Source organism: Streptomyces sp. NPDC047042 (assembly GCF_040644035.1).
Classification (GTDB): Bacteria; Actinomycetota; Actinomycetes; order Streptomycetales; family Streptomycetaceae; genus Streptomyces.
Map to the genome: position 1 here is coordinate 152,717 of NZ_JBEYVP010000027.1, position 18,529 is coordinate 171,245.

The 18,529-nt window shown below is 70.5% G+C and carries 14 protein-coding genes; 8 read left to right on the top strand and 6 right to left on the bottom strand.

All coding sequences use genetic code 11. The features are described from left to right. Nucleotides 1-323 precede the first annotated feature (323 nt). The 4 genes from ABZ855_RS29870 (at nucleotide 324) to ABZ855_RS29885 (ending at nucleotide 4,937) form a co-directional block, all read left to right on the top strand. Entirely contained in the window at nucleotides 324-3,371 is a 3,048-nt protein-coding gene (locus ABZ855_RS29870) for a nitrate- and nitrite sensing domain-containing protein (RefSeq protein WP_360812047.1), read from the top strand. Further along, nucleotides 3,368-3,808 carry a roadblock/LC7 domain-containing protein gene (locus ABZ855_RS29875; protein ID WP_360812049.1) on the top strand — a complete coding sequence of 147 codons (441 nt, stop codon included), beginning with the start codon at nucleotides 3,368-3,370 and terminating at the stop codon, nucleotides 3,806-3,808. The genes ABZ855_RS29870 and ABZ855_RS29875 overlap by 4 nt, the downstream gene beginning before the upstream one ends. Nucleotides 3,809-3,817: 9 nt before the next feature. Continuing rightward, nucleotides 3,818-4,213, top strand: a complete 396-nt coding sequence (locus ABZ855_RS29880; RefSeq protein ID WP_319208384.1) for a DUF742 domain-containing protein — start codon at nucleotides 3,818-3,820, stop codon at nucleotides 4,211-4,213. A 118-nt stretch (nucleotides 4,214-4,331) separates the two neighbouring features. Next, entirely contained in the window at nucleotides 4,332-4,937 is a 606-nt protein-coding gene (locus ABZ855_RS29885) for an ATP/GTP-binding protein (RefSeq protein ID WP_360812051.1), read from the top strand. 393 nt (nucleotides 4,938-5,330) lie between these two features. On the opposite strand, the gene ABZ855_RS29890 is transcribed toward ABZ855_RS29885, so the two are convergent. Then, complete coding sequence (locus tag ABZ855_RS29890; protein WP_360812053.1) at nucleotides 5,331-6,521, bottom strand: lipid-transfer protein; 1,191 nt, start codon at nucleotides 6,519-6,521, stop codon at nucleotides 5,331-5,333. Beyond that, on the bottom strand, nucleotides 6,518-6,943 hold the full coding sequence (locus ABZ855_RS29895) for a zinc ribbon domain-containing protein (protein ID WP_360812089.1): 426 nt from the start codon (nucleotides 6,941-6,943) through the stop codon (nucleotides 6,518-6,520). Before ABZ855_RS29895 ends, ABZ855_RS29890 begins: the two co-directional genes overlap by 4 nt. 248 nt (nucleotides 6,944-7,191) lie before the next feature. On the opposite strand from ABZ855_RS29895, the gene ABZ855_RS29900 reads away from it, so the two are divergent. Continuing rightward, the gene (locus tag ABZ855_RS29900) at nucleotides 7,192-7,725 is read left to right on the top strand and encodes an NUDIX domain-containing protein (RefSeq protein ID WP_360812055.1); all 534 of its coding nucleotides are present in this window, start codon (nucleotides 7,192-7,194) and stop codon (nucleotides 7,723-7,725) included. A gap of 6 nt (nucleotides 7,726-7,731) precedes the next feature. Here the strand turns inward: ABZ855_RS29900 and ABZ855_RS29905 are convergent, their stop codons facing one another. After that, nucleotides 7,732-10,098: a glycoside hydrolase family 31 protein gene (locus ABZ855_RS29905; protein ID WP_360812057.1), complete on the bottom strand. Its 2,367-nt coding sequence runs from the start codon at nucleotides 10,096-10,098 to the stop codon at nucleotides 7,732-7,734. A 178-nt stretch (nucleotides 10,099-10,276) separates the two neighbouring features. Between ABZ855_RS29905 and ABZ855_RS29910 the strand changes: the two genes are divergently transcribed. Beyond that, nucleotides 10,277-12,253: an acetoacetate--CoA ligase gene (locus ABZ855_RS29910; protein ID WP_360812059.1), complete on the top strand. Its 1,977-nt coding sequence runs from the start codon at nucleotides 10,277-10,279 to the stop codon at nucleotides 12,251-12,253. Nucleotides 12,254-12,272: 19 nt separating this feature from the next. Here ABZ855_RS29910 and ABZ855_RS29915 read toward each other — a convergent pair whose 3' ends face one another. Next, a complete protein-coding gene (locus tag ABZ855_RS29915; protein WP_360812061.1) occupies nucleotides 12,273-13,592 on the bottom strand; it encodes an aminotransferase class I/II-fold pyridoxal phosphate-dependent enzyme in 1,320 nt (439 codons plus the stop codon). A 45-nt stretch (nucleotides 13,593-13,637) separates the two neighbouring features. Between ABZ855_RS29915 and ABZ855_RS29920 the strand changes: the two genes are divergently transcribed. Both ABZ855_RS29920 and ABZ855_RS29925 read left to right on the top strand, forming a co-directional pair. Then, nucleotides 13,638-14,912 (top strand): MFS transporter, encoded by a 1,275-nt coding sequence (locus ABZ855_RS29920; RefSeq protein ID WP_360812063.1) that lies wholly within the window; start codon nucleotides 13,638-13,640, stop codon nucleotides 14,910-14,912. A gap of 22 nt (nucleotides 14,913-14,934) precedes the next feature. Continuing rightward, nucleotides 14,935-15,828: a hypothetical protein gene (locus ABZ855_RS29925; RefSeq protein WP_360812065.1), complete on the top strand. Its 894-nt coding sequence runs from the start codon at nucleotides 14,935-14,937 to the stop codon at nucleotides 15,826-15,828. A 76-nt stretch (nucleotides 15,829-15,904) separates the two neighbouring features. On the opposite strand, the gene ptsP is transcribed toward ABZ855_RS29925, so the two are convergent. Further along, complete coding sequence (gene ptsP, locus ABZ855_RS29930; RefSeq protein WP_360812067.1) at nucleotides 15,905-17,575, bottom strand: phosphoenolpyruvate--protein phosphotransferase; 1,671 nt, start codon at nucleotides 17,573-17,575, stop codon at nucleotides 15,905-15,907. Nucleotides 17,576-17,653: 78 nt separating this feature from the next. Next, nucleotides 17,654-18,103, bottom strand: coding sequence for a PTS glucose transporter subunit IIA (locus ABZ855_RS29935; RefSeq protein WP_360812069.1), 450 nt, complete (start codon nucleotides 18,101-18,103; stop codon nucleotides 17,654-17,656). Nucleotides 18,104-18,529: the final 426 nt, after the last annotated feature.

Sequence of the window (18,529 nt, forward strand, 5' to 3'; positions counted from 1 at the left end):
GGACGCGGGACGCGGTTCCTGCTGAGGGTTCCGCCGCCCACCTCTCATGTACAAAGACGTACGGCGTGTCTCGATGATTCCCATCAAACGACAAAATCCAGCCAAACGGCCAAGTCGGTTGAGGACCGTCGTCCTACGGTCGGTGCGGGATTCACGGAGACAATCTCCCGCCATGACCGGACAACTCGCCATGTCTCGTCGTGAGGACGGAAGTTCAGCCTCCGGACAGGTCTTCGAGTTATCAGTGTGTCGGTAGTAGGCTCACGCCGATTATTGACGCACATGTGTACCCCCGCGCAGACGGGGGCGAGCTGGGGGAGGCCATGCGCTTTCGCGGGAAGTCCATCCGCCGGAAGATCGTGGCACTGCTTCTCGTGCCGCTGGTGTCGCTCACCGCGATCTGGGGCTTCGCCACGGTCCTGACGGGGCGCCAGGCGGCCGAGTTGTTCAACGTGTCGTCGATCGTGGAGAAGGTCAGCTACCCCACCGAGGACGCGGTGCGCGTGCTCCAGCAGGAGCGCCGCCAGACCCTCGTCTATCTCGCCGATCCCCGTGCCTCGGACGCGCTGGCGGCTCTGCGGCGCAGCCGTACCGCCACCGACGACGTCATCGACAAGATCCGCGACAACGCCGACAAGTCCAGTGTGCGCAACTCGATCAGCGACAGCGACAGCGAGCGCCTCACCGCCGTCCTGGAGGCGTTCGACGGCATCGACCCCCTGCGCCGCAGCGTCGAGGAAGGCACCGTCACCCGGTCCCAGGCCCTCAACCTGTACAACCACCTGGTCGACCCCTGCTACGCGCTGCTCGCCAACCTGCACATCATCGACAACCTGGAGATGGACAAGCAGGCCCGCGCCCTCGTCAACGTCGCCCGCGCCCGCGAACTGCTCTCCCGCGAGGACGCGTTGCTCGGCTCGGCGCTGGTCGTCGGCAAACTCACCCGCGACGAGTCCCGCGACATCTCCGACCTCGTGGCGCAGCGCACCGTCATGTACGACGTCAGCCTGCCCCTGCTTCCGCTGTCGGACCGCGCACGCTACGAGCGGTTCTGGAAGAACGCCTCCACCGCACCGCTCCGGGTGGCCGAACAGGCCGCCATCGGCACGGAGTCCGGCCACCCCCGGGGTGTCACCGCGAAGAGCTGGGACACCACGGCCGGGGACGTCCTCGTAGAACTCCGCACGCTCAACGACCAGTCGGCCGACCGCTATCAGGACCGGGTCCGCCCGGTCGTCATGGGCGTCATCGTCAAGGTCGTCATCGCCGGCGTTCTCGGACTGGCCGCCCTGCTGTTCTCGCTCGTCATGTCCGTGCGCATCGGCCGCACCCTCATCCGTGACCTGCGTCAACTCCGCCTGGAGGCACACGAGGCATCCGGCGTGCGCCTGCCCAGCGTGATGCGCCGTCTGTCGGCCGGCGAGCAGGTCGACGTGGAGACCGAGGTCCCCCGTCTGGAGTACGACAAGAACGAGATCGGCGAGGTCGGCCAGGCCCTCAACACCCTGCAGCGCGCCGCCGTGGAAGCCGCCGTCAAGCAGGCCGAACTCCGCGCCGGAGTCTCGGAGGTCTTCGTCAACCTCGCCCGGCGCAGCCAGGTCCTGCTGCACAAGCAGCTCACCCTGCTGGACACCATGGAACGCAGGACCGAGGACACCGACGAACTCGCCGACCTGTTCCGCCTCGACCACCTCACCACCCGTATGCGCCGGCACGCCGAAGGCCTGGTGATCCTCTCCGGAGCCGCCCCCTCCCGGCAGTGGCGCAAACCCGTCCAGCTGATGGACGTCGTACGGGCGGCTGTCGCCGAGGTCGAGGACTACGAGCGCATCGAGGTCCGCAGGCTGCCCCGGATGGCCGTCACCGGACCGGCCGTCGCCGACCTCACCCACCTGGTCGCCGAACTCCTCGAGAACGCCACGGTGTTCTCGCCGCCGCACACGGCCATCCAGGTACTGGGCGAACGGGTCGCCAACGGGTTCACCCTGGAGATCCACGACCGGGGCCTGGGCATGGCGGCCGAAGCCCTACTCGACGCCAACCTCCGGCTCGCCGAGACACCCGAGTTCGAACTGTCCGACACCGACCGGCTCGGCCTGTTCGTCGTCAGCCGGCTCGCCCAGCGGCAGAACGTCCGGGTCTCCCTCCAGCCGTCCCCGTACGGCGGGACCACGGCGGTCGTCTTCGTCCCCGACGCACTCCTCACGGACGACGTCCCGGACACCAACGGCATCGGCTTCCGCCTCGACCGCGCCCTCCCCTCGAAGGAGGCCGAGTTCGAGGGGAACCGCAGGGCCGCCCTCTCGCAGGCACCGGTGCGCCTGCCCGGGCTGCCGCCCTCGCTCCTCGACGGGCCCGTCGAACTGGAGGGGCCGGTCGACCTGGACGCGTTCAGCGACTTCCCCGGTTCGTTCGGCGACGAGGACAGCGATCACGGCGTACTCGCCCGGCCGCGCCGCCCGTTCACCGGCGCGACCGGGGACACCAGCGACACCGACGACTTTCCCGGGGCGGAGCACCAGCAGGCCCCCGGAGGCTGGGGGACACCCGACCCCGACGGAGCGGCCGGCCTGCCGGGCGACCCCGTGGCACTGCCACGCCGCCGAACTCCCAAGCTGGTCAGCTCCCACGGCCGTCCGGTCACGGATCAGCCGCCCCGGCGCATCCCCTCGGCGGCGGACGAGCAACCGGTGGAGAGTGCGGGCCCCACGGGCCCCGACACGCTGGCTCCGCTCCCGGCCCGCCGCCGGGGCGAGACGGCGATCGGCCGCACCGATCCGGGCGACGGACCGGGCAGCCGCAAGGAGCCCGGGGCACGCGCGTGGGACCGCAGTGGCGAGACCATCGCCCGAAGCGTGGGCGAGCGCTTGGACCCCGCGAACTCCAGGAGTTTCACCGACCGCACCGAGCCCTCCGCCTCGCGCTTCGGCGACCGGTCCGCCGGTCACCGTCCCGACACACCCGCCCGGGGCGTCGCCGGGCGGCCGGAAACCGGCCGCAACGGCCTCGGCGACCTGACGTCGGACGCACAGGTCCTCCCGCAGCGCGACCGGCGAGGCGGGTCCGGCGGGAGTGCCGCCGGCCTCGGCCCGGCGGCCGACCCCGAGCCGGCCGGGACGGCGGGACTGCCCCGCCGGGTACGGCAGGCCAACCTGGCTCCGCAGTTGCGGGAAGGCCCGGAACGGCGCGCCGAACGTATGAAGCCCCGGGCCCAGGACGGGGCCGACCTCGCCGACCGCGACGCCGACGAGGTCCGCAGCCGCATGGCCTCGCTGCAGCGTGGCTGGCAGCGCGGCCGTGAGGAGAACGCTGTGGGCGACGGCGCCCAGGACGGCACAGCACAAGGAACGGATAAGGGGGACGGTCGATGACCGCACCGAAGGCGACCGGCCAGACCGCGAGCGACAAGGCGACGGGCGAGCTCAACTGGCTCCTCGACGACCTCGTCGACCGGGTCGCCAGCATCCGCAGAGCGCTCGTGCTCTCCGGCGACGGCCTGCCCACCGGGGTCTCCAAGGACCTCACCCGCGAGGACAGCGAGCACCTGGCCGCCGTCGCCTCCGGATTCCACAGCCTCGCCAAGGGCGTGGGACGTCACTTCGACGCCGGCAACGTCCGCCAGACGGTCGTCGAACTCGACGACGCCTTTCTGTTCGTGACGGCGGCCGGGGACGGCAGCTGTCTGGCCGTCCTCTCGGACGCCGACTCGGACGTGGGCCAGGTCGCCTACGAGATGACCCTGCTGGTGAAGCGTGTCGGTGTGCATCTGGGGGCTGCTCCGCGCACCGATCTGCCCGCCGGCGGGTAGTGGAATGACATGAGCGGAGACGGTCAGCCCAGAAGCCACTGGTTCGACGACGAGGCCGGACCGGTCGTCCGTCCGTACGCCATGACGCGAGGCCGCACCAGCCATGCGGCCCAGCACCGCCTGGACCTGATCGCGGTGGTCGTCACGGAGGCACACGCGGACGACCCGGAAGCAGACCACATGTTGTCCCCGGAACACGTGGACATCGTCGAACTCTGTCGTGACACGCCCCAGTCGGTCGCCGAGCTCGCCGCCGAACTCAATCTCCCCATCGGCGTGGTGCGGGTCCTCATCGGAGACCTCGTGGACGAGGAAATGGTCCATGTGACGCGTCCCGTGCCCCCCGCCGAGCTGGTGGACGAGAGCATCCTGCGCGATGTGATCAACGGCCTCCGGGCGCTCTGACCGGCGCGGCAGCGACTCTGCGGACGTCGGCGCCGACGACGTACCCGTCATCGAAACCCCGTCGGCGGGGGCTGCGGCCCACCGTCGACCGACCCCGAACAAGCAGGAGAAGAGACCGATGATCTTCGGGCGTTCTGAGCGCGGCAAGCCCCCGGTCGAGCCCGTCACGCTCAAGATCCTCGTGGCCGGCGGATTCGGCGTGGGCAAGACGACCCTCGTCGGCGCGGTCAGCGAGATCAAGCCGCTGCGCACCGAGGAGCTGCTGACCGAGGCGGGTCGCCCGGTCGACGACACCCGGGGGGTGGAGGGCAAGAACACCACCACCGTGGCGATGGACTTCGGCCGGATCACCCTGCGCGAGGACCTTGTGCTGTACCTCTTCGGGACTCCCGGGCAGGACCGCTTCTGGTTCCTGTGGGACGAGCTCGCCACCGGCGCGCTGGGCGCGGTCGTCCTCGCCGACACCCGCCGGCTGGAGGACAGCTTCGCCGCGGTCGACTACTTCGAGCGGCGTTCCATCCCCTTCCTGGTCGGGGTCAACTGCTTCGACGGAGCGGCCCGTTACCCCTCGCAGTCCGTCCGGGCGGCACTCGACCTCGACCCCAACGTGCCGCTGGTGCTGTGCGACGCGCGCGACCGGGAGTCCGTCAAGGAGGTCCTCATCGGAGTCGTCCAGCACGCGATGGCGTACGCGGCCGACCGCCGCGCGGCTGTCACCACCTGACGGCCCGTTCCACCGCCCTCGCCGCACACGGCCCGTACCCCCGCCGACCGGGGTACGGGCCGCGGTCCAATGGCACGCACGCGTGGAGGCGCGTTTCGGGCGGGAGCTCCGGCTCCGCCGCCGTCCTCCCAGCCGAAGCTCTTCTCCACGACCTTGCGCCAGTTGCGGTACTCCCGCTCGCGGACCGATGCCTTGATGGCGGGCGTCCGTTCACCGAGACGAGCGCGTGCTGTCGCAGCCGCATCGCGCAGGGGAGCGGGCCCATGAGCCGAACGGGTCCCGCACGGCGCGTTGTCTGCATACGCCGAGAATGTGCGGCGAGGTCGACCGACACGGGCAGTGTTCTCCGACGTCCCGGAGGCGTCAAGGTCGGTGACGGCAATCAGCGTTGCCTCACCGCACCGCGATCACCGACGAACCGTGCCCGAACAGGCCCTGGTTGGCCGTGATGCCCACGCGCGCCCCCGCGACCTGCCGGTCACCGGCGGCGCCCCGCAACTGCCAGGTCAGCTCGCACACCTGGGCGATGGCCTGCGCGGGCACCGCCTCCCCGAAGGAGGCGAGACCACCACTGGTGTTGACGGGTATCCGCCCGCCCAGCGTTGTCGCGCCCTCCCGCAGCAGCTTCGCCGCCTCGCCCTCACGGCACAGATCCAGATCCTCGTACCACTGCAGCTCCAGGGCCGTCGACAGGTCGTAGACCTCGGCCAGGGAGAGGTCCTCCGGGCCGATGCCCGCCTCCTCGTAGGCTCCGCGCACGATCGACGAGCGGAAGGTCCCGTCCGCCGGCCGCACCGCCACCGCCGAGTCCGTCGCGATGTCCGGCAGGTCCAGCACGGTGGTGGGGTACCGGGGCGTCGTCGTGGACACCGCCCGGATCCGCACCGGTTCCGCCACTCCGTGTCGCCGTGCGAACTCCATGCCGGTCAGCACCAGGGCGGCGCCGCCGTCCGAGGTCGCGCAGATGTCGAGCAGCCGCAGCGGATCGGCGACCACCGCCGACGCGGCGACCTCGTCGGCGGTGACCCTCTTGCGGTAACGCGCGTTGGGGTTGAGCGCGCCCAGGGCGGCGTTCTTCACCTTGACCTGCGCGAAGTCCTCCAGGGTGTCGCCGTGGACAGCCATCCGCCGTCGTGCGTACAGCCCGAAGTACGTAGGGTTCGTCGCCCCCAGGACCCTGAACCGCAGCCAGTCCGGGTCGTCGGCCCGGTCCCCGCCGGCCGGCCGGAAGAACCCCTTCGGGGCCGAATCCGCGCCCACCACGAGTACCACCTCCGCGAGCCCGGCGAGGATCTGCGCGCGTGCCGCGGCGATCGCCTGCGCCCCGGACGCGCACGCCGCGTACACGCTGGTCACCCGGGCGCCCTGCCAGCCCAGCGCCTTGGCGAACGTCGCCCCCGCCACATACCCGGGATAACCGCCACGCACGGTGTCCGCGCCGACGACCGAGTCGACCGCCCGCCAGTCCACCCCCGCGTCGGCGAGCGCCGCGCGCGCGGCCGCCGCGCCGTACTCGGTGAAGCCGCGTCCCCACTTGCCCCAGGGGTGCATGCCCACGCCGAGCACCGCCACCTCTCCGGTCATCCCCCCACCCCCGTCGGCCGCCAGTGCCAGGTCGTCCAGGTCGTCTCCGCGTCCTCGTGCAGCACACCCGGGACGACCTCCACCTCCATACCCACCGCCAGATCGGCGACGGTGACCCCGGGAACCGCCTGCCCCAGTACCACCATCCGCTCGGACTCCAGCTCCACAGCGATCAACGCGTACGGTTCCCACGGAAGTTCCGGATCGGTCACATAGGGTGACGGAGGCCGGTACCGGCTGTCGGTGTACGACCAGACGTGCCCCCGCCGGGACAGCGGGACCTCGTCCAACTCACCGCCCCGGCACCCCGGATTGCGGCAATGGACGTCCTCGCGCGGGAAGAAGACCGAGGCGCAGGCCGAGCAGCGCGTACCGAGAAGCCGGAAACCGTCCCCGTCCTCCGTGAACCACCCGGCGACCACAGGTGTGCGGGTACGGGCCACATCCCCTCCAGAGAGCTGGATCTGACGGAACGTCAGAAGTGTGCCACGGTCATCTCGGATTGGGCAGCCGTCGGACAGAACCGCGCACGCCCTGTGCGCGTCGTCGTATCGGTAGGGACGGCCGGGGCCCACGGGGGTGGTTCCGGCCGTCCCTCCAATGCAGCACGCGGGTGCTCGGAGGAGCCCCCGGAGGAGCGTCGTCCACATGATCGGATACAGTCCGCCGCGTGTCCGTAAACCAACTGTCGACCGACAACTCCGCGCCCGGCTCCCACTGTTCGAGCTGCGGAGCGCCCTACGGAGAGGGCGTTTCCGACTGGCCCCGTACGTGCCCCGCCTGCGGCACCGCGGCCTACCGCAACCCGCTGCCCGTCGCGGTGGCACTCCAGCCCGTGTACGACACCAAGGGCACCGCCCTGGTCGTCATCACCCGAACCATCGCCCCCGCGCGCGGAGGCATCGCCCTGCCCGGCGGTTACGTCGACCATCGCGAGGACTGGCGCCAGGCCCTGGTCCGCGAGCTCAGGGAGGAGACGGGCATCGAGGCCGCGAGCCGCGACGTCCGGCTCGTCGACGCGCTGAGCTCGCCCGACGGGCACCTGCTGCTCTTCGGCACCCTCCCGGAACGCCCCGTCGACCAACTGCCGCAGTCCGCCGCCACCGACGAGACGGAGGGCTGGCATCTCCTGCGCCGGCCGCAGGAGCTCGCCTTCCCGCTGCACACGGTCGCCGCCCGCGCCTGGTTCGAGGGCCGCTACTGAGCCCCCTCAGCGCCCGCCCAGCCCGCGCACGCGCACGGGACGGCGAGACTCGGTCACCCCGTCGTCCCCCTCCAGCTCGACGACCACCCGCCTCCCCTCCCAGCGCGTGACGTACCGCTCGATCTCCGGCTCGTCCCACCCGTCACCCGCGTCCGGCACCACCAGCCCGCCCCCGGTCCGTCCAGGGGCGGGCGCCCACGCCTCCAGCTCCAGGCCGCCGTCGTCGCCCCGGACCGGCACAACGGCACCCGCGCGCGCGAGAACCGGGATCCGCGACAAAGGGGCCTCGACCAGTACCTGACCGGGTCCCTCGTACGCCCGCTCCGTCGCCGTGTCGTACCAGCGCCCGCGCGGCAGCCGCACCGTACGCCGGACCACACCCGGCTCGAGCACGGGCGCCACCAGAAGACAGTCACCCAGAAAGAATGCGTCCTCGCAGCCCCGCAGGGCCCGGTCCTCCGGCGCCCCCCACCACAGGGGCCGCACATAGGGCGCCCCCGTACGTCGCGCCAGATGCGCCAGCGTCATGAAGTACGGCAACAGGCGCCGGCGCTCGACGAGCACCTCGCGCGCGTGGGCGAGGACGTCCGCACCGAACTCCCAGGGTTCCCTGCCTCCGGGCCGATGACTCACGCGTGTGCGGAACAGCGGCAGAAAGGCGCCCAGTTGGAGCCACCGCAGATACAGCTCGGGTGATGGGTTCCCGCCGAAGCCGCCCACGTCGGAGCCCGAGTAGGGCACTCCGCACAGCCCGAGGCCCATGACCAGCGACAGGGACGCCCGCAGCCCCGGCCAGCCCGTCGCCACGCCGCCGGACCAAGCCCCTCCGTAACGCTGCATACCGGCCCACCCGGAGCGGGAGAATATGAACGGCCGCTCCTCCGGCGCCAGTTCGCGCAGCCCCTCGTAAGCGGATCTGGCCATGCACAGCGCGTACACGTTGTGCGCCTCGCGATGATCGCCGCCGAGCCCCTCCAGCGCGTGCCGGGCCGACCGCGGCAAGGTCGACTCCCCGAAAGCGGTGAAGGACGTCGGCTCGTTCATGTCGTGCCAGAACCCCGCGAACCCCTGCCCGAGCCGCTCCTCGTACTGCCGGCCCCACCAGGCGCGCACGCGTGCGTGCGTGAAATCCGGGTGGACCGAATCCCCGGACCGGGTGACCCCTCGTACGAGCTGCCCCGACGCATCCCGGACGAACGCGTCCTCGGCGCTCCCGCTGTCGTACACGGGGCTGCCGATCTCGGCCTTGACCGCCGGGTCGACGATCGACACCAGCCGGATCCCTTCGCGCCGCAGATCCTCGGCGAGGGCCGGCAGCTTGGGATACCGCTCCTGGTCGACGGTGAACGCCTGCTGTCCCTCGAAGTGGCCGATGTCGAGGTGCACGGCGTCGAGCGGCAGACCGTGCTCCTCGTGACCGGCGACGATCCGCCGGACCTCCTGCTCGCCGCCGGAGCCCCAGCGGGCGTGGTGATGGCCCAGCGCCCACGCGGGCGGCAGCGCGGTGGCACCCGTGAGCGTGGCCCAGGTGTGCAGCACGCGCGCGGGAGTGCCCACCATCATCCAGCAGCGCAGCGGCCCACCGTCCATCCGCAGCTCACTCGTACCGGCCCGGTCGTGCCCGGAACCCGCCCCCTCCTCACCCTCCCGCAGGGTCACCGTGCCGTCCCAGGAGGTGTCCTGGAACACCAGATGGGTCGCCACGTCGGCCACCACCAACTGCACCGGCATGGTGATGTGCAGCGGATCGTCACCCGGACCGAAGGCGCGACCGGGATCCGTGTTCCACAGGCGGTACGTCCCGTCGCGCAGCCGCAGCCCCGAGGCGCGCCCGCCGAGCCCGAAGAAGCGCGCGTCCGCGGCCACCTCGGAGCGCTGCATCCACCGGCTCGAGCCACCGCCCTCGGGCTCCCACCAGCGGGGCGGCAGCTCCCGTCGCACGCTGACCCCTCCCGGGGTGAGCACCTCCACCGCGCCGTGCCGCGAGACCACGACCGTCACCCGCTCGGCCACGACCCGCCAGCCACCGTCCTTGTCCGGCTCGAGAGAGGCACGGGGATCCGGCTCCGGACAGCGGCCGACAAGCGCGTACGACGGTTCGGGGCCGGCCCCGTCCCAGCCCCAGAAGACCGCCCCGTTGACGGCCACGATGATCCGCAGCTCGGACCGTGCGAACCGGACGACACCGCCACCGGGCTCCGGCTCCACGTCGCGCACGAGCCCGGGCACCCGCGCGCGCTCGGTGCCGCGAGGAGGCAGCCCGGCGGCATCGGCACGTCTCCTGCGCCAGGCGGCCCGTACGGTGCGCAAGCCCTGGGCCGCCCCCGCCGAACCGACCGCCTTCACCGAGCGCACCAGGTCACGACCGTTCATGCTGCTCAGCCTGCCACTGACTTCACCCGATGTGCGTATTGTTCAGCAGCCGTTCACCCTGGTAAGGGCCACATCTTCATCTCCATGACACGACCCCGGCGCGGCGCGCCCTGGTGCCGGAGTCGATCAGATGGCATGGTCCGTCTCAGTCTGTCCCGCGCACATCCGGAGCCGCCGCATGTCCACCACGAACCCCACGCCTCTCTGGCAGCCCGACCGAGAACGCATCGAACGGGCCCGGGTGACCAAGTTCCAGGCGTGGGCGGCCGAGCACCACGGTGCCCCCGCCGACGGCGGCTACGCGGCGCTGCACCGCTGGTCGGTGGACCGGCTCGACTCGTTCTGGCAAGCCGTCACCGAGTGGTTCGACGTACGCTTTTCGACGCCCTACGCGCGCGTGCTCGGCGATCGCTCGATGCCCGGCGCCGAATGGTTCCCCGGGGCGACGCTCAACTACGCCGAGCACGCCCTGCGCGCCGCGGACACCCGCGCGGACGAACCGGCCCTCCTGCACGTCGACGAGACCCACGAACCCCGTCCGGTGACCTGGTCCGAGCTGCGCCGCCAGGTCGGCTCCCTCGCCGCGGAGCTGCGCGCCCTCGGAGTGCGACCGGGAGACCGCGTGAGCGGCTACCTCCCGAACGTTCCGGAAGCCGTCGTCGCCCTGCTCGCCACGGCCGCGGTGGGCGGCGTATGGACGTCCTGTGCCCCCGACTTCGGCGCCCGTAGCGTCCTCGACCGCTTCCAGCAGGTCGAACCGGTCGTGCTGTTCACCGTCGACGGCTACCGCTACGGCGGCAAGGAGCACGACCGCCGTGACACGGTCGCGGAACTCCGCCGCGAACTGCCCTCCCTGCGAGCCGTCGTCCACATCCCGCTGCTCGGCACCGAGCCCCCCGAGGGTGCCCTGGAATGGTCCGCCGTCACTTCGGCGGATGTGCCACCCGTCTACGAACAGGTCGCCTTCGACCACCCCCTGTGGGTGCTCTACTCCTCGGGCACGACCGGCCTCCCCAAGGCCATCGTCCAGTCCCAGGGCGGCATCCTCGTCGAGCACCTCAAACAACTCGGCCTGCACTGCGACCTCGGGCCGGAGGATCGCTTCTTCTGGTACACGTCCACCGGCTGGATGATGTGGAACTTCCTCGTCTCCGGCCTCCTGACGGGCACCACGATCGTCCTCTACGACGGCAGCCCCGGCTACCCCGACACAGGCGCCCAGTGGCGGATCGCGGAACGCACGGGGGCGACCCTCTTCGGCACGTCGGCCGCGTACGTCATGGCGTGCCGCAAGGCCGGAGTCCACCCGTCCCGGGACTTCGACCTGTCCAAGGTGCAGTGCGTCGCCACGACGGGATCGCCGCTGCCCCCCGACGGGTTCCGCTGGCTGCACGACGAGTTCGCGGACAGCGGGGCCGCCCTGTGGATCGCCTCGGTCAGCGGGGGCACAGACGTGTGCTCCTGCTTCGCGGGAGCGGTGCCGACCCTCCCGGTGCACATCGGCGAACTCCAGGCGCCCGGACTGGGCACCGACCTCCAGGCCTGGGACCCGAGCGGCCGGCCCCTCGTCGACGAGGTCGGCGAACTCGTCGTCGCCAACCCGATGCCCTCCATGCCGATCCACTTCTGGAACGACCCCGACGGCACCCGGCACCACGACAGTTACTTCGACACCTACCCCGGTGTCTGGCGCCACGGCGACTGGATCACCCTCACCTCGCGAGGCTCCGTGATCATCCACGGCCGCTCCGACTCCACGCTCAACAGGCAGGGCGTACGCATGGGGTCGGCCGACATCTACGAAGCCGTCGAACGACTCCCCGAGATCAAGGAATCCCTGGTCATCGGTGTCGAACAACCCGACGGCGGTTACTGGATGCCGCTGTTCGTCCACCTCGCGCCCGGAGCCGTCCTCGACGAGGCCCTCCTGAACCGCATCAAGAAGACGATCCGGGAACAGCTCTCCCCGCGCCACGTTCCCGACGAGGTCATCGAGGTCCCCGGCGTTCCGCACACCCTCACCGGCAAACGCATCGAGGTCCCGGTGAAGCGCCTCCTCCAGGGCAGCCCCCTGGACAAGGCGGTGAACCCCGGTTCCGTCGACAACCTCGACCTGCTGCGCTTCTACGAGGAGCTGGCCCGCAAACGGGCCTGACGGCGCTCGGATCTGCCGGTCAACCCCCGTAGGTGGCCTCGGACTCGACCAGCACGGCGGCGAAGTCCGAGGCCAGCCGGGCCGCGTCGGCCGACTGGAGATCAGCCACCGCGATCCGTACGGCAGGCCCGGACACCAGCCGGAACCGCGCCCCGGCCGCGACCCACCAGCCGTACGACCGAAGCCCGTTCACCACAGCGGACTCGTCGGGCACGGGCACCCAGACGTTCATCCCACTCGCCCCATGAGCCGGGATACCGTGCCGGTCCAACTCCTGCAGGAGCGTGTGCCGCCGGAGCGAGTACGTCTCCCGCGCACGGGCAACCAACGCGCGCGTGGCGTCGTCCGTCATCAGGTCGTACACGGTTCCCTGGAGCAGGTGGCTGACCCAGCCGGATGTCAGCAGCATCCGGCCGTCGTGGCGGGCCAGTGTGGTGGGGTCACAGGCCGCCGCCGCCCATCGCAGGTCGGTCCCCAGGAACTTGCTCACCGTGCGGACATGTACCCATCGGGCCAGTCCCGCCGAGGACAGCGTGTGCAGCGGTGCGTTCGCCACGGCCGACGCGTGATCGTTCTCCACCACGAGAACCTCCGGCTCCTCTCGGAGCACCGGGACAAGCGCGTCCCGGCGCTCCGCCGAGAAGCACCCGCCGCGCGGATTCTGCCCGCGCGGACTGCACACGACGGCCCGCACGCCCGCCCGCAGCGCTCGTTGCAGCGCGTCCGGAAGCAGCCCCTCGTCGTCCACGGCGACGGGGACGTTGCGCAGCCCCAACGCGGACACCAGATCCAGCAGATGGTGGTAACCCGGGTCCTCCATCGCCACCGCGTCGCCGGGGCGCAACTCCACCGACAGCAGCCGCCCGATCAGATCCAGCGCTCCATGGGCGAAGACCACGTGCTCCGTCGGCACCCCGTCGCCACCGAGCCACTCACGGACGGTGTGTTCCAGCCGCGGCAGCCTGGGCGTCGCGCGATGCGAGCGGGCGCCCGGTGAAAGACGTGAGGGTGGCAGCAACCGGGGGAGCAGGGCGGGATCAGGGTGCCCGCCGGCCAAGTCGCGCAGCCCGTGCGGGACTTTGGGCGGCCGTCGCGAGGCGACCGACGGAGCAGCCGCGACGACCGTCCCGCCCCGGCCGCGAGTGACCACGATCCCGCGCTGCCGCAACTCCTTGTAGGCCGTCGCGACCGTCCCCGGACTCACCCCCAGTTCGTCGGCGAGCCGCCGCACCGGAGGCAGCGCCGCCTCCGGCCCCAACGACCCTTCGGACACGCCTCGTTCGACGGACGCGGCAATTTCCCTGGCTGTCGTACCACTGATCCCATATTGTGTTGCCACGTTGGAGATTATGTATCAGTACATAAAATCAAGCAAGGGGGAGACGTGAAACAACTGCGCCGCGCGACTGCCTGGACCGACCGCGTACCAGGAGGGTCCGACGGCCGCAGAATGCTCCTGATCACCCTCGTCGACCGCGTCGGCAGCGGCCTGTGGGCATCCGTCTCCGTCCTGTACTTCACCTGCGTCACCGGCCTCTCCGTCACGGAGATCGGCACGCTCGTCGCCGCCGCGGGAGTCGTCGGCATCGCCGGCGCACCGATAGGCGGCCGTTTCGCCGACCGCTTCCCCCTGACCCGCGTCCTGATCGCCGTCCAAGTGACACGCGCTCTCGCCTCGTTCGTCCTGCTGACGACCGACCACTACGCGGTGCTCCTCGCGTGTACGGCCGTCGGCGGCTTCGGCGACCGCGCGTCGAGCGTCATCACCAAGCTCTACGCCACCCGCGTCGCCGGACCGCACCGCGTCCGGTACCAGGCGATCAACCGGACGGCCGCCAACGCGGGCTGGGCCCTGGGCGGTCTCGCCGCCGCCGCGGCCCTGGCTCTCGGCACGACCACGGCCTACCAATGGCTTCTCATAGGCGACGCGCTCTCGTTCGTCGCCACCGCCATCCTCACCCTCGGCTGTGCGGAACCCCCTTCCGTCTCCCGCACGGTAACCACGTCGTCCGCCCCCACGCCCAAGACCACAACGGCGAATCCCTGGCGCGATCGCACCTACCTCGCGTACGTCGCGACCGAAGCGGTCCTCTTTCTCGACGACGCCGTCTTCAAGGTCGGCCTGCCCCTCTGGATCGCCCACACCGGCAACGCACCGACCGGCCTCGTGCCGCTGCTGATGGTCCTCAACAACGTGATGGTGGTGGCACTCCAGGTACCCCTGGCCCGATTCGGTGCCACCACCAGGGCCGCTCGCGCACTCCTGCTCCCGCTCTCCGCGGTCTTCGTCCTGGGCGGCACCACCATGGCCCTTTCGGCAACCGGCACGGCCACCTCCGCGATCCTGTTCCTCACCGCGTCTGCCGCCGCGTTCACCCTGGCCGAGATGCTCCACGCCACCGTCTCCTGGGAACTCTCCGTCGCCCTGGCCTCCGACAGCGCACAGGGCGCGTACCTCGGTGTCCACGGGCTCGCACAAGCCGTCCAGCGCAGCATCGGACCACTGGCTGTCACGGCGGCCATTGCCACCGGCCCTCTCGGCTGGACCGCTTTCGGCACCGGCATCGCTGTGACCTGCCTGATCCAACACCGCCTGGTCCGCGCCCGACTGACCCGAGACCCGTTGTCAGTGGCTCCGGTTACTGTGAGTGAGCATTGATCGACTGCGTACAGGGGGAACCATGGCGAACATCGGACACGGGACCTCGCGGCGCGTTCTGCGCCGGGAGATCGCGGGCACCATCGGCCTGCTCACCGATGAACACGACTTCCGCACGATGAGGCGCTACCGCACCTTCACCTTCGACAACCACACGGAGTACCTGCGCGAAGTAGAGGCTCTCCTGAAGAGCCTCGCCGCCCAGGGCAACCACACCACCGTCGCACTCTTCGACCCCGAGGAGTACGCCGAATTCTGCACCGCCAAAGCCATCGACCCGGACGCCCAGTCCAGCCGCGCCCGCTTCACCGCGGAACTGGCCACCACCGGCCCCACGGTCGCCTACGACGGCCAACCCCTCGCCGAGCTGCTCCCGGACCTCGTCGACGAGGCCGTCCGCCAGGCGACCTGGGAGTACGCGGCCACACTCCTGGCGCGTATCGGCGCCTGCGCATCGTGCGGTGAGGACATCGGACACGCGGCCTTCGCCCGTGCCTCGAACCTCCTCGTCCGCATCATCGACACCGCCCCGCAGGGAAACAGGCACCTCGTCTGCAGTGTGACGACACCAGCCGAAACACTCCTCGCGGTCCTCCACGCCGACGACGACAGCGAGGGCGCCACGGAACTCGACGAAGCCGAAGTCCTCGAATTCACCACGGTCCTGGCTCTCGGCCTCGCCACCCAGGGCCCCGGCGGACTCGTCATGCGCACCACCGCCCCCGGCAGCAGCGACCGCATCTACGGCTGGCGCCTACGCGAGAACGGCGTGGAGCCCCTGACCGCAGGCGAGGTCTTCGATGCCTACTGCACCGACGCCGACTCGGGCGACCTCATCTCCCCGGAATCGGACGTCGACTACTGCACACCACCCGACCTCGGAGAAGGGGAACCCATGACGGGGCACGCCCACTGACCGACCAACAGCGGAGGGGCGCCCCACACGAAGTGGAACGCCCCTCGACGACGACCGGTCCTGACCGGTCGGCCGACTACTCGCCCGACAGCACTGCCTGAGCAGCGTCGCGCGCCTCATCGGCGCTGTCCGCGGCACGGGCCGCCGCGGCGGCCCGCTCGCACTGCGCCAGCGTGTACTTGGCCAGCGACGCCCGCACATAGGGAATCGAAGCCGCGCCCATGGAAAGAGAGGTGACACCCAGACCGATCAACACACACGCGAGCAGCGGGTCCGACGCAGCCTCACCACAGACGCCACAGCTCTTGCCCTCCGCGTGTGCCGCCTCGGCGGACAGCGCGACCAGATCGAGAAGCGCCGGCTGCCAGGGATCCTGCAAACGAGAAACCGCACCCACCTGACGGTCGGCGGCGAAGGTGTACTGCGCGAGGTCGTTGGTTCCCAAGGACAGGAACTCGACCTCCTGCAGAATCGAGCGTGCCCGCAGAGCGGCCGACGGGATCTCCACCATGGCACCGAACTTCGCCCGCAGCCCGGCCGCGCGGCAGGCATCCGCGAACGCCTTGGCATCGGCCCGGTCTGCGACCATCGGAGCCATGACCTCGAGGTAGACAGGCAGACCTTCGGCGGCTTTCGCGAGCGCCGTCAACTGCGTACCCAGTACATCGGGGTGGTCGAGCAGGGTCCGAAGACCGCGCACGCCCAGAGCCGGATTCGGCTCGTCGGCAGGAGTCAGGAAGTCCAGCGGCTTGTCGGCACCGGCGTCGAGCACCCGAACGACGACACGCCCCTCGGGGAAGGCCTCGAGAACCTGCCGGTACGCCTCGATCTGCTTCGCCTCGGACGGCGCGTTCTTGCTGTCGTCCAGGAAGAGGAACTCGGTACGGAAGAGACCGACCCCCTCCGCCCCGGCCGCGACGGCGGCCGGCACATCCGCGGGCCCACCGACGTTCGCCAGCAACGGCACCTTGTGCCCGTCGGAGGTGGCCCCCGGCCCCGTCGAGGCGGCAAGCGCCGCCTTGCGCTGAGCTGCTGCCGCCTCCAACTCGGCCTTCTTCTCCGCACTGGGTTCCACGAAGATCTCGCCCGTGCTGCCGTCCACCGCGATCACCGTGCCCTCGGCGAGCTCACCCGCACCGGGCAACGCCACGACCGCGGGGACACCGAGCGCCCTTGCCAAGATCGCGCTGTGGCTGGTCGGCCCACCCTCCTCCGTGACGAAGCCGAGGACCAAGGTCGGGTCCAGCAGCGCGGTGTCGGCGGGCGCGAGGTCACGAGCAATCAGGACGTACGGCTCGTCACTGTCGGGGACCCCGGGCATGGGCACCCCGAGCAGCCGGGCGACGATACGATTCCGCACGTCGTCGAGGTCGGCCACACGACCAGCGAGGTACTCGCCGGCACCCGCCAGTAGAGCGCGGTACGCGGCGAACGCGTCGTACACAGCACGCTCGGCCGTACTGCCGACCGCGATACGGCGGTCGACGTCCGCCATCAGTTCCGGGTCCTGGGCCATCATGGCCTGAGCCTCGAGCACCGCCTGGGCCTCACCGCCGGCCAGATTGCCGCGCGCTGTCAGGTCTGCGGCGACAGCGTCCACGGCTTGGCGGGCACGCCCCTGTTCGTGCTCCGCGTCCGCTGCCGGGATCTGCTTGGCAGGCGGTTCGAGTACTGCCGTTCCCATGTGCCGGACCTCGCCGATCGCCACACCGTGGCTCACGCCGACGCCTCGCAGGGTTGTTTCCATCTCACCCGTCTCCGATAGTGCGGCGGGTCCCTCCGCCGCGGTGATATTCGTGCATGCCGTCATGGACCGGCGCCGACGTCACTGCCAGCCGAAGAGGCTGTCGCCGGCTTTCACGGCGCCGTCTTCAACAAGATCGGAGAGGGAGTCGAGTGTGGCCTCGAGCGCCACGATCGGGCATACCGGGGACTTGCCGGCGGCTTCCACGGCGGCCGGGTTCCAGCGCACCACGCTCTGGCCCCGCGTCACCGTGTCGCCCTTGTTGACGAGCAGCTCGAAGCCTTCACCGTTGAGCTGCACGGTGTCGATACCCAGGTGAATGAGGACGCCGTGGCCTTCGTCGTCGACGACGACGAAGGCGTGCGGGTGGAGCGAGACGATGACGCCGGAGACGGGGGCGACGACCTCCGAGGGCTCGCGCACGGGGTCGACAGCGGTTCCGGGGCCGACCATGGCCCCGGAGAAGACCGGATCCGGCACGGCGGCCAGTCCGATGACACGTCCTGCAAGAGGGGACGTCACGGTGGTCAAGGAAGCCTCCCGGGGATGGAGATACGTACGGGCCGTCGCTGCCTGTCCCGGACGGCACACTGTTGAGCAGCGTATGTCATATGAAGTGCCGGTTCCGTAGGAGAGACGCCGGTTGACGTCCTGGGAGCAGCAGGCAATCGATTTGCACCCGCTCTGAGCGCCCGTGTACAGTCGACATCCTGCTCGAGGCCGAGTGACGCGAACCAAGCATCCTTGCCCGGCAGCATCCAACTAGTCAGATCCTATCCGGGGTCCTGTTCTGCATGCCTGCTGAACAGTGGTCAGGGAGACGGAAAAACACTGATAGAGTCGGAAACGCAAGACAGCAAGAACCGAAGGGAAAAGCCCGGAGGAAAGCCCGAGAGGGTGAGTACGAAGGAAGCGTCCGTTCCTTGAGAACTCAACAGCGTGCCAAAAATCAACGCC

Excerpts from the sequence above, each read along its gene's own strand:
- ABZ855_RS29870 (WP_360812047.1), top strand. The coding sequence starts at position 324 with ATGCGCTTTCGCGGGAAGTCCATCCGCCGGAAGATCGTGGCACTGCTT.
- ABZ855_RS29875 (WP_360812049.1), top strand. The coding sequence starts at position 3,368 with ATGACCGCACCGAAGGCGACCGGCCAGACCGCGAGCGACAAGGCGACG.
- ABZ855_RS29880 (WP_319208384.1), top strand. The coding sequence starts at position 3,818 with ATGAGCGGAGACGGTCAGCCCAGAAGCCACTGGTTCGACGACGAGGCC.
- ABZ855_RS29885 (WP_360812051.1), top strand. The coding sequence starts at position 4,332 with ATGATCTTCGGGCGTTCTGAGCGCGGCAAGCCCCCGGTCGAGCCCGTC.
- ABZ855_RS29890 (WP_360812053.1), bottom strand. The coding sequence starts at position 6,521 with ATGACCGGAGAGGTGGCGGTGCTCGGCGTGGGCATGCACCCCTGGGGC.
- ABZ855_RS29905 (WP_360812057.1), bottom strand. The coding sequence starts at position 10,098 with ATGAACGGTCGTGACCTGGTGCGCTCGGTGAAGGCGGTCGGTTCGGCG.
- ABZ855_RS29910 (WP_360812059.1), top strand. The coding sequence starts at position 10,277 with ATGTCCACCACGAACCCCACGCCTCTCTGGCAGCCCGACCGAGAACGC.
- ABZ855_RS29925 (WP_360812065.1), top strand. The coding sequence starts at position 14,935 with ATGGCGAACATCGGACACGGGACCTCGCGGCGCGTTCTGCGCCGGGAG.
- ptsP (WP_360812067.1), bottom strand. The coding sequence starts at position 17,575 with ATGGAAACAACCCTGCGAGGCGTCGGCGTGAGCCACGGTGTGGCGATC.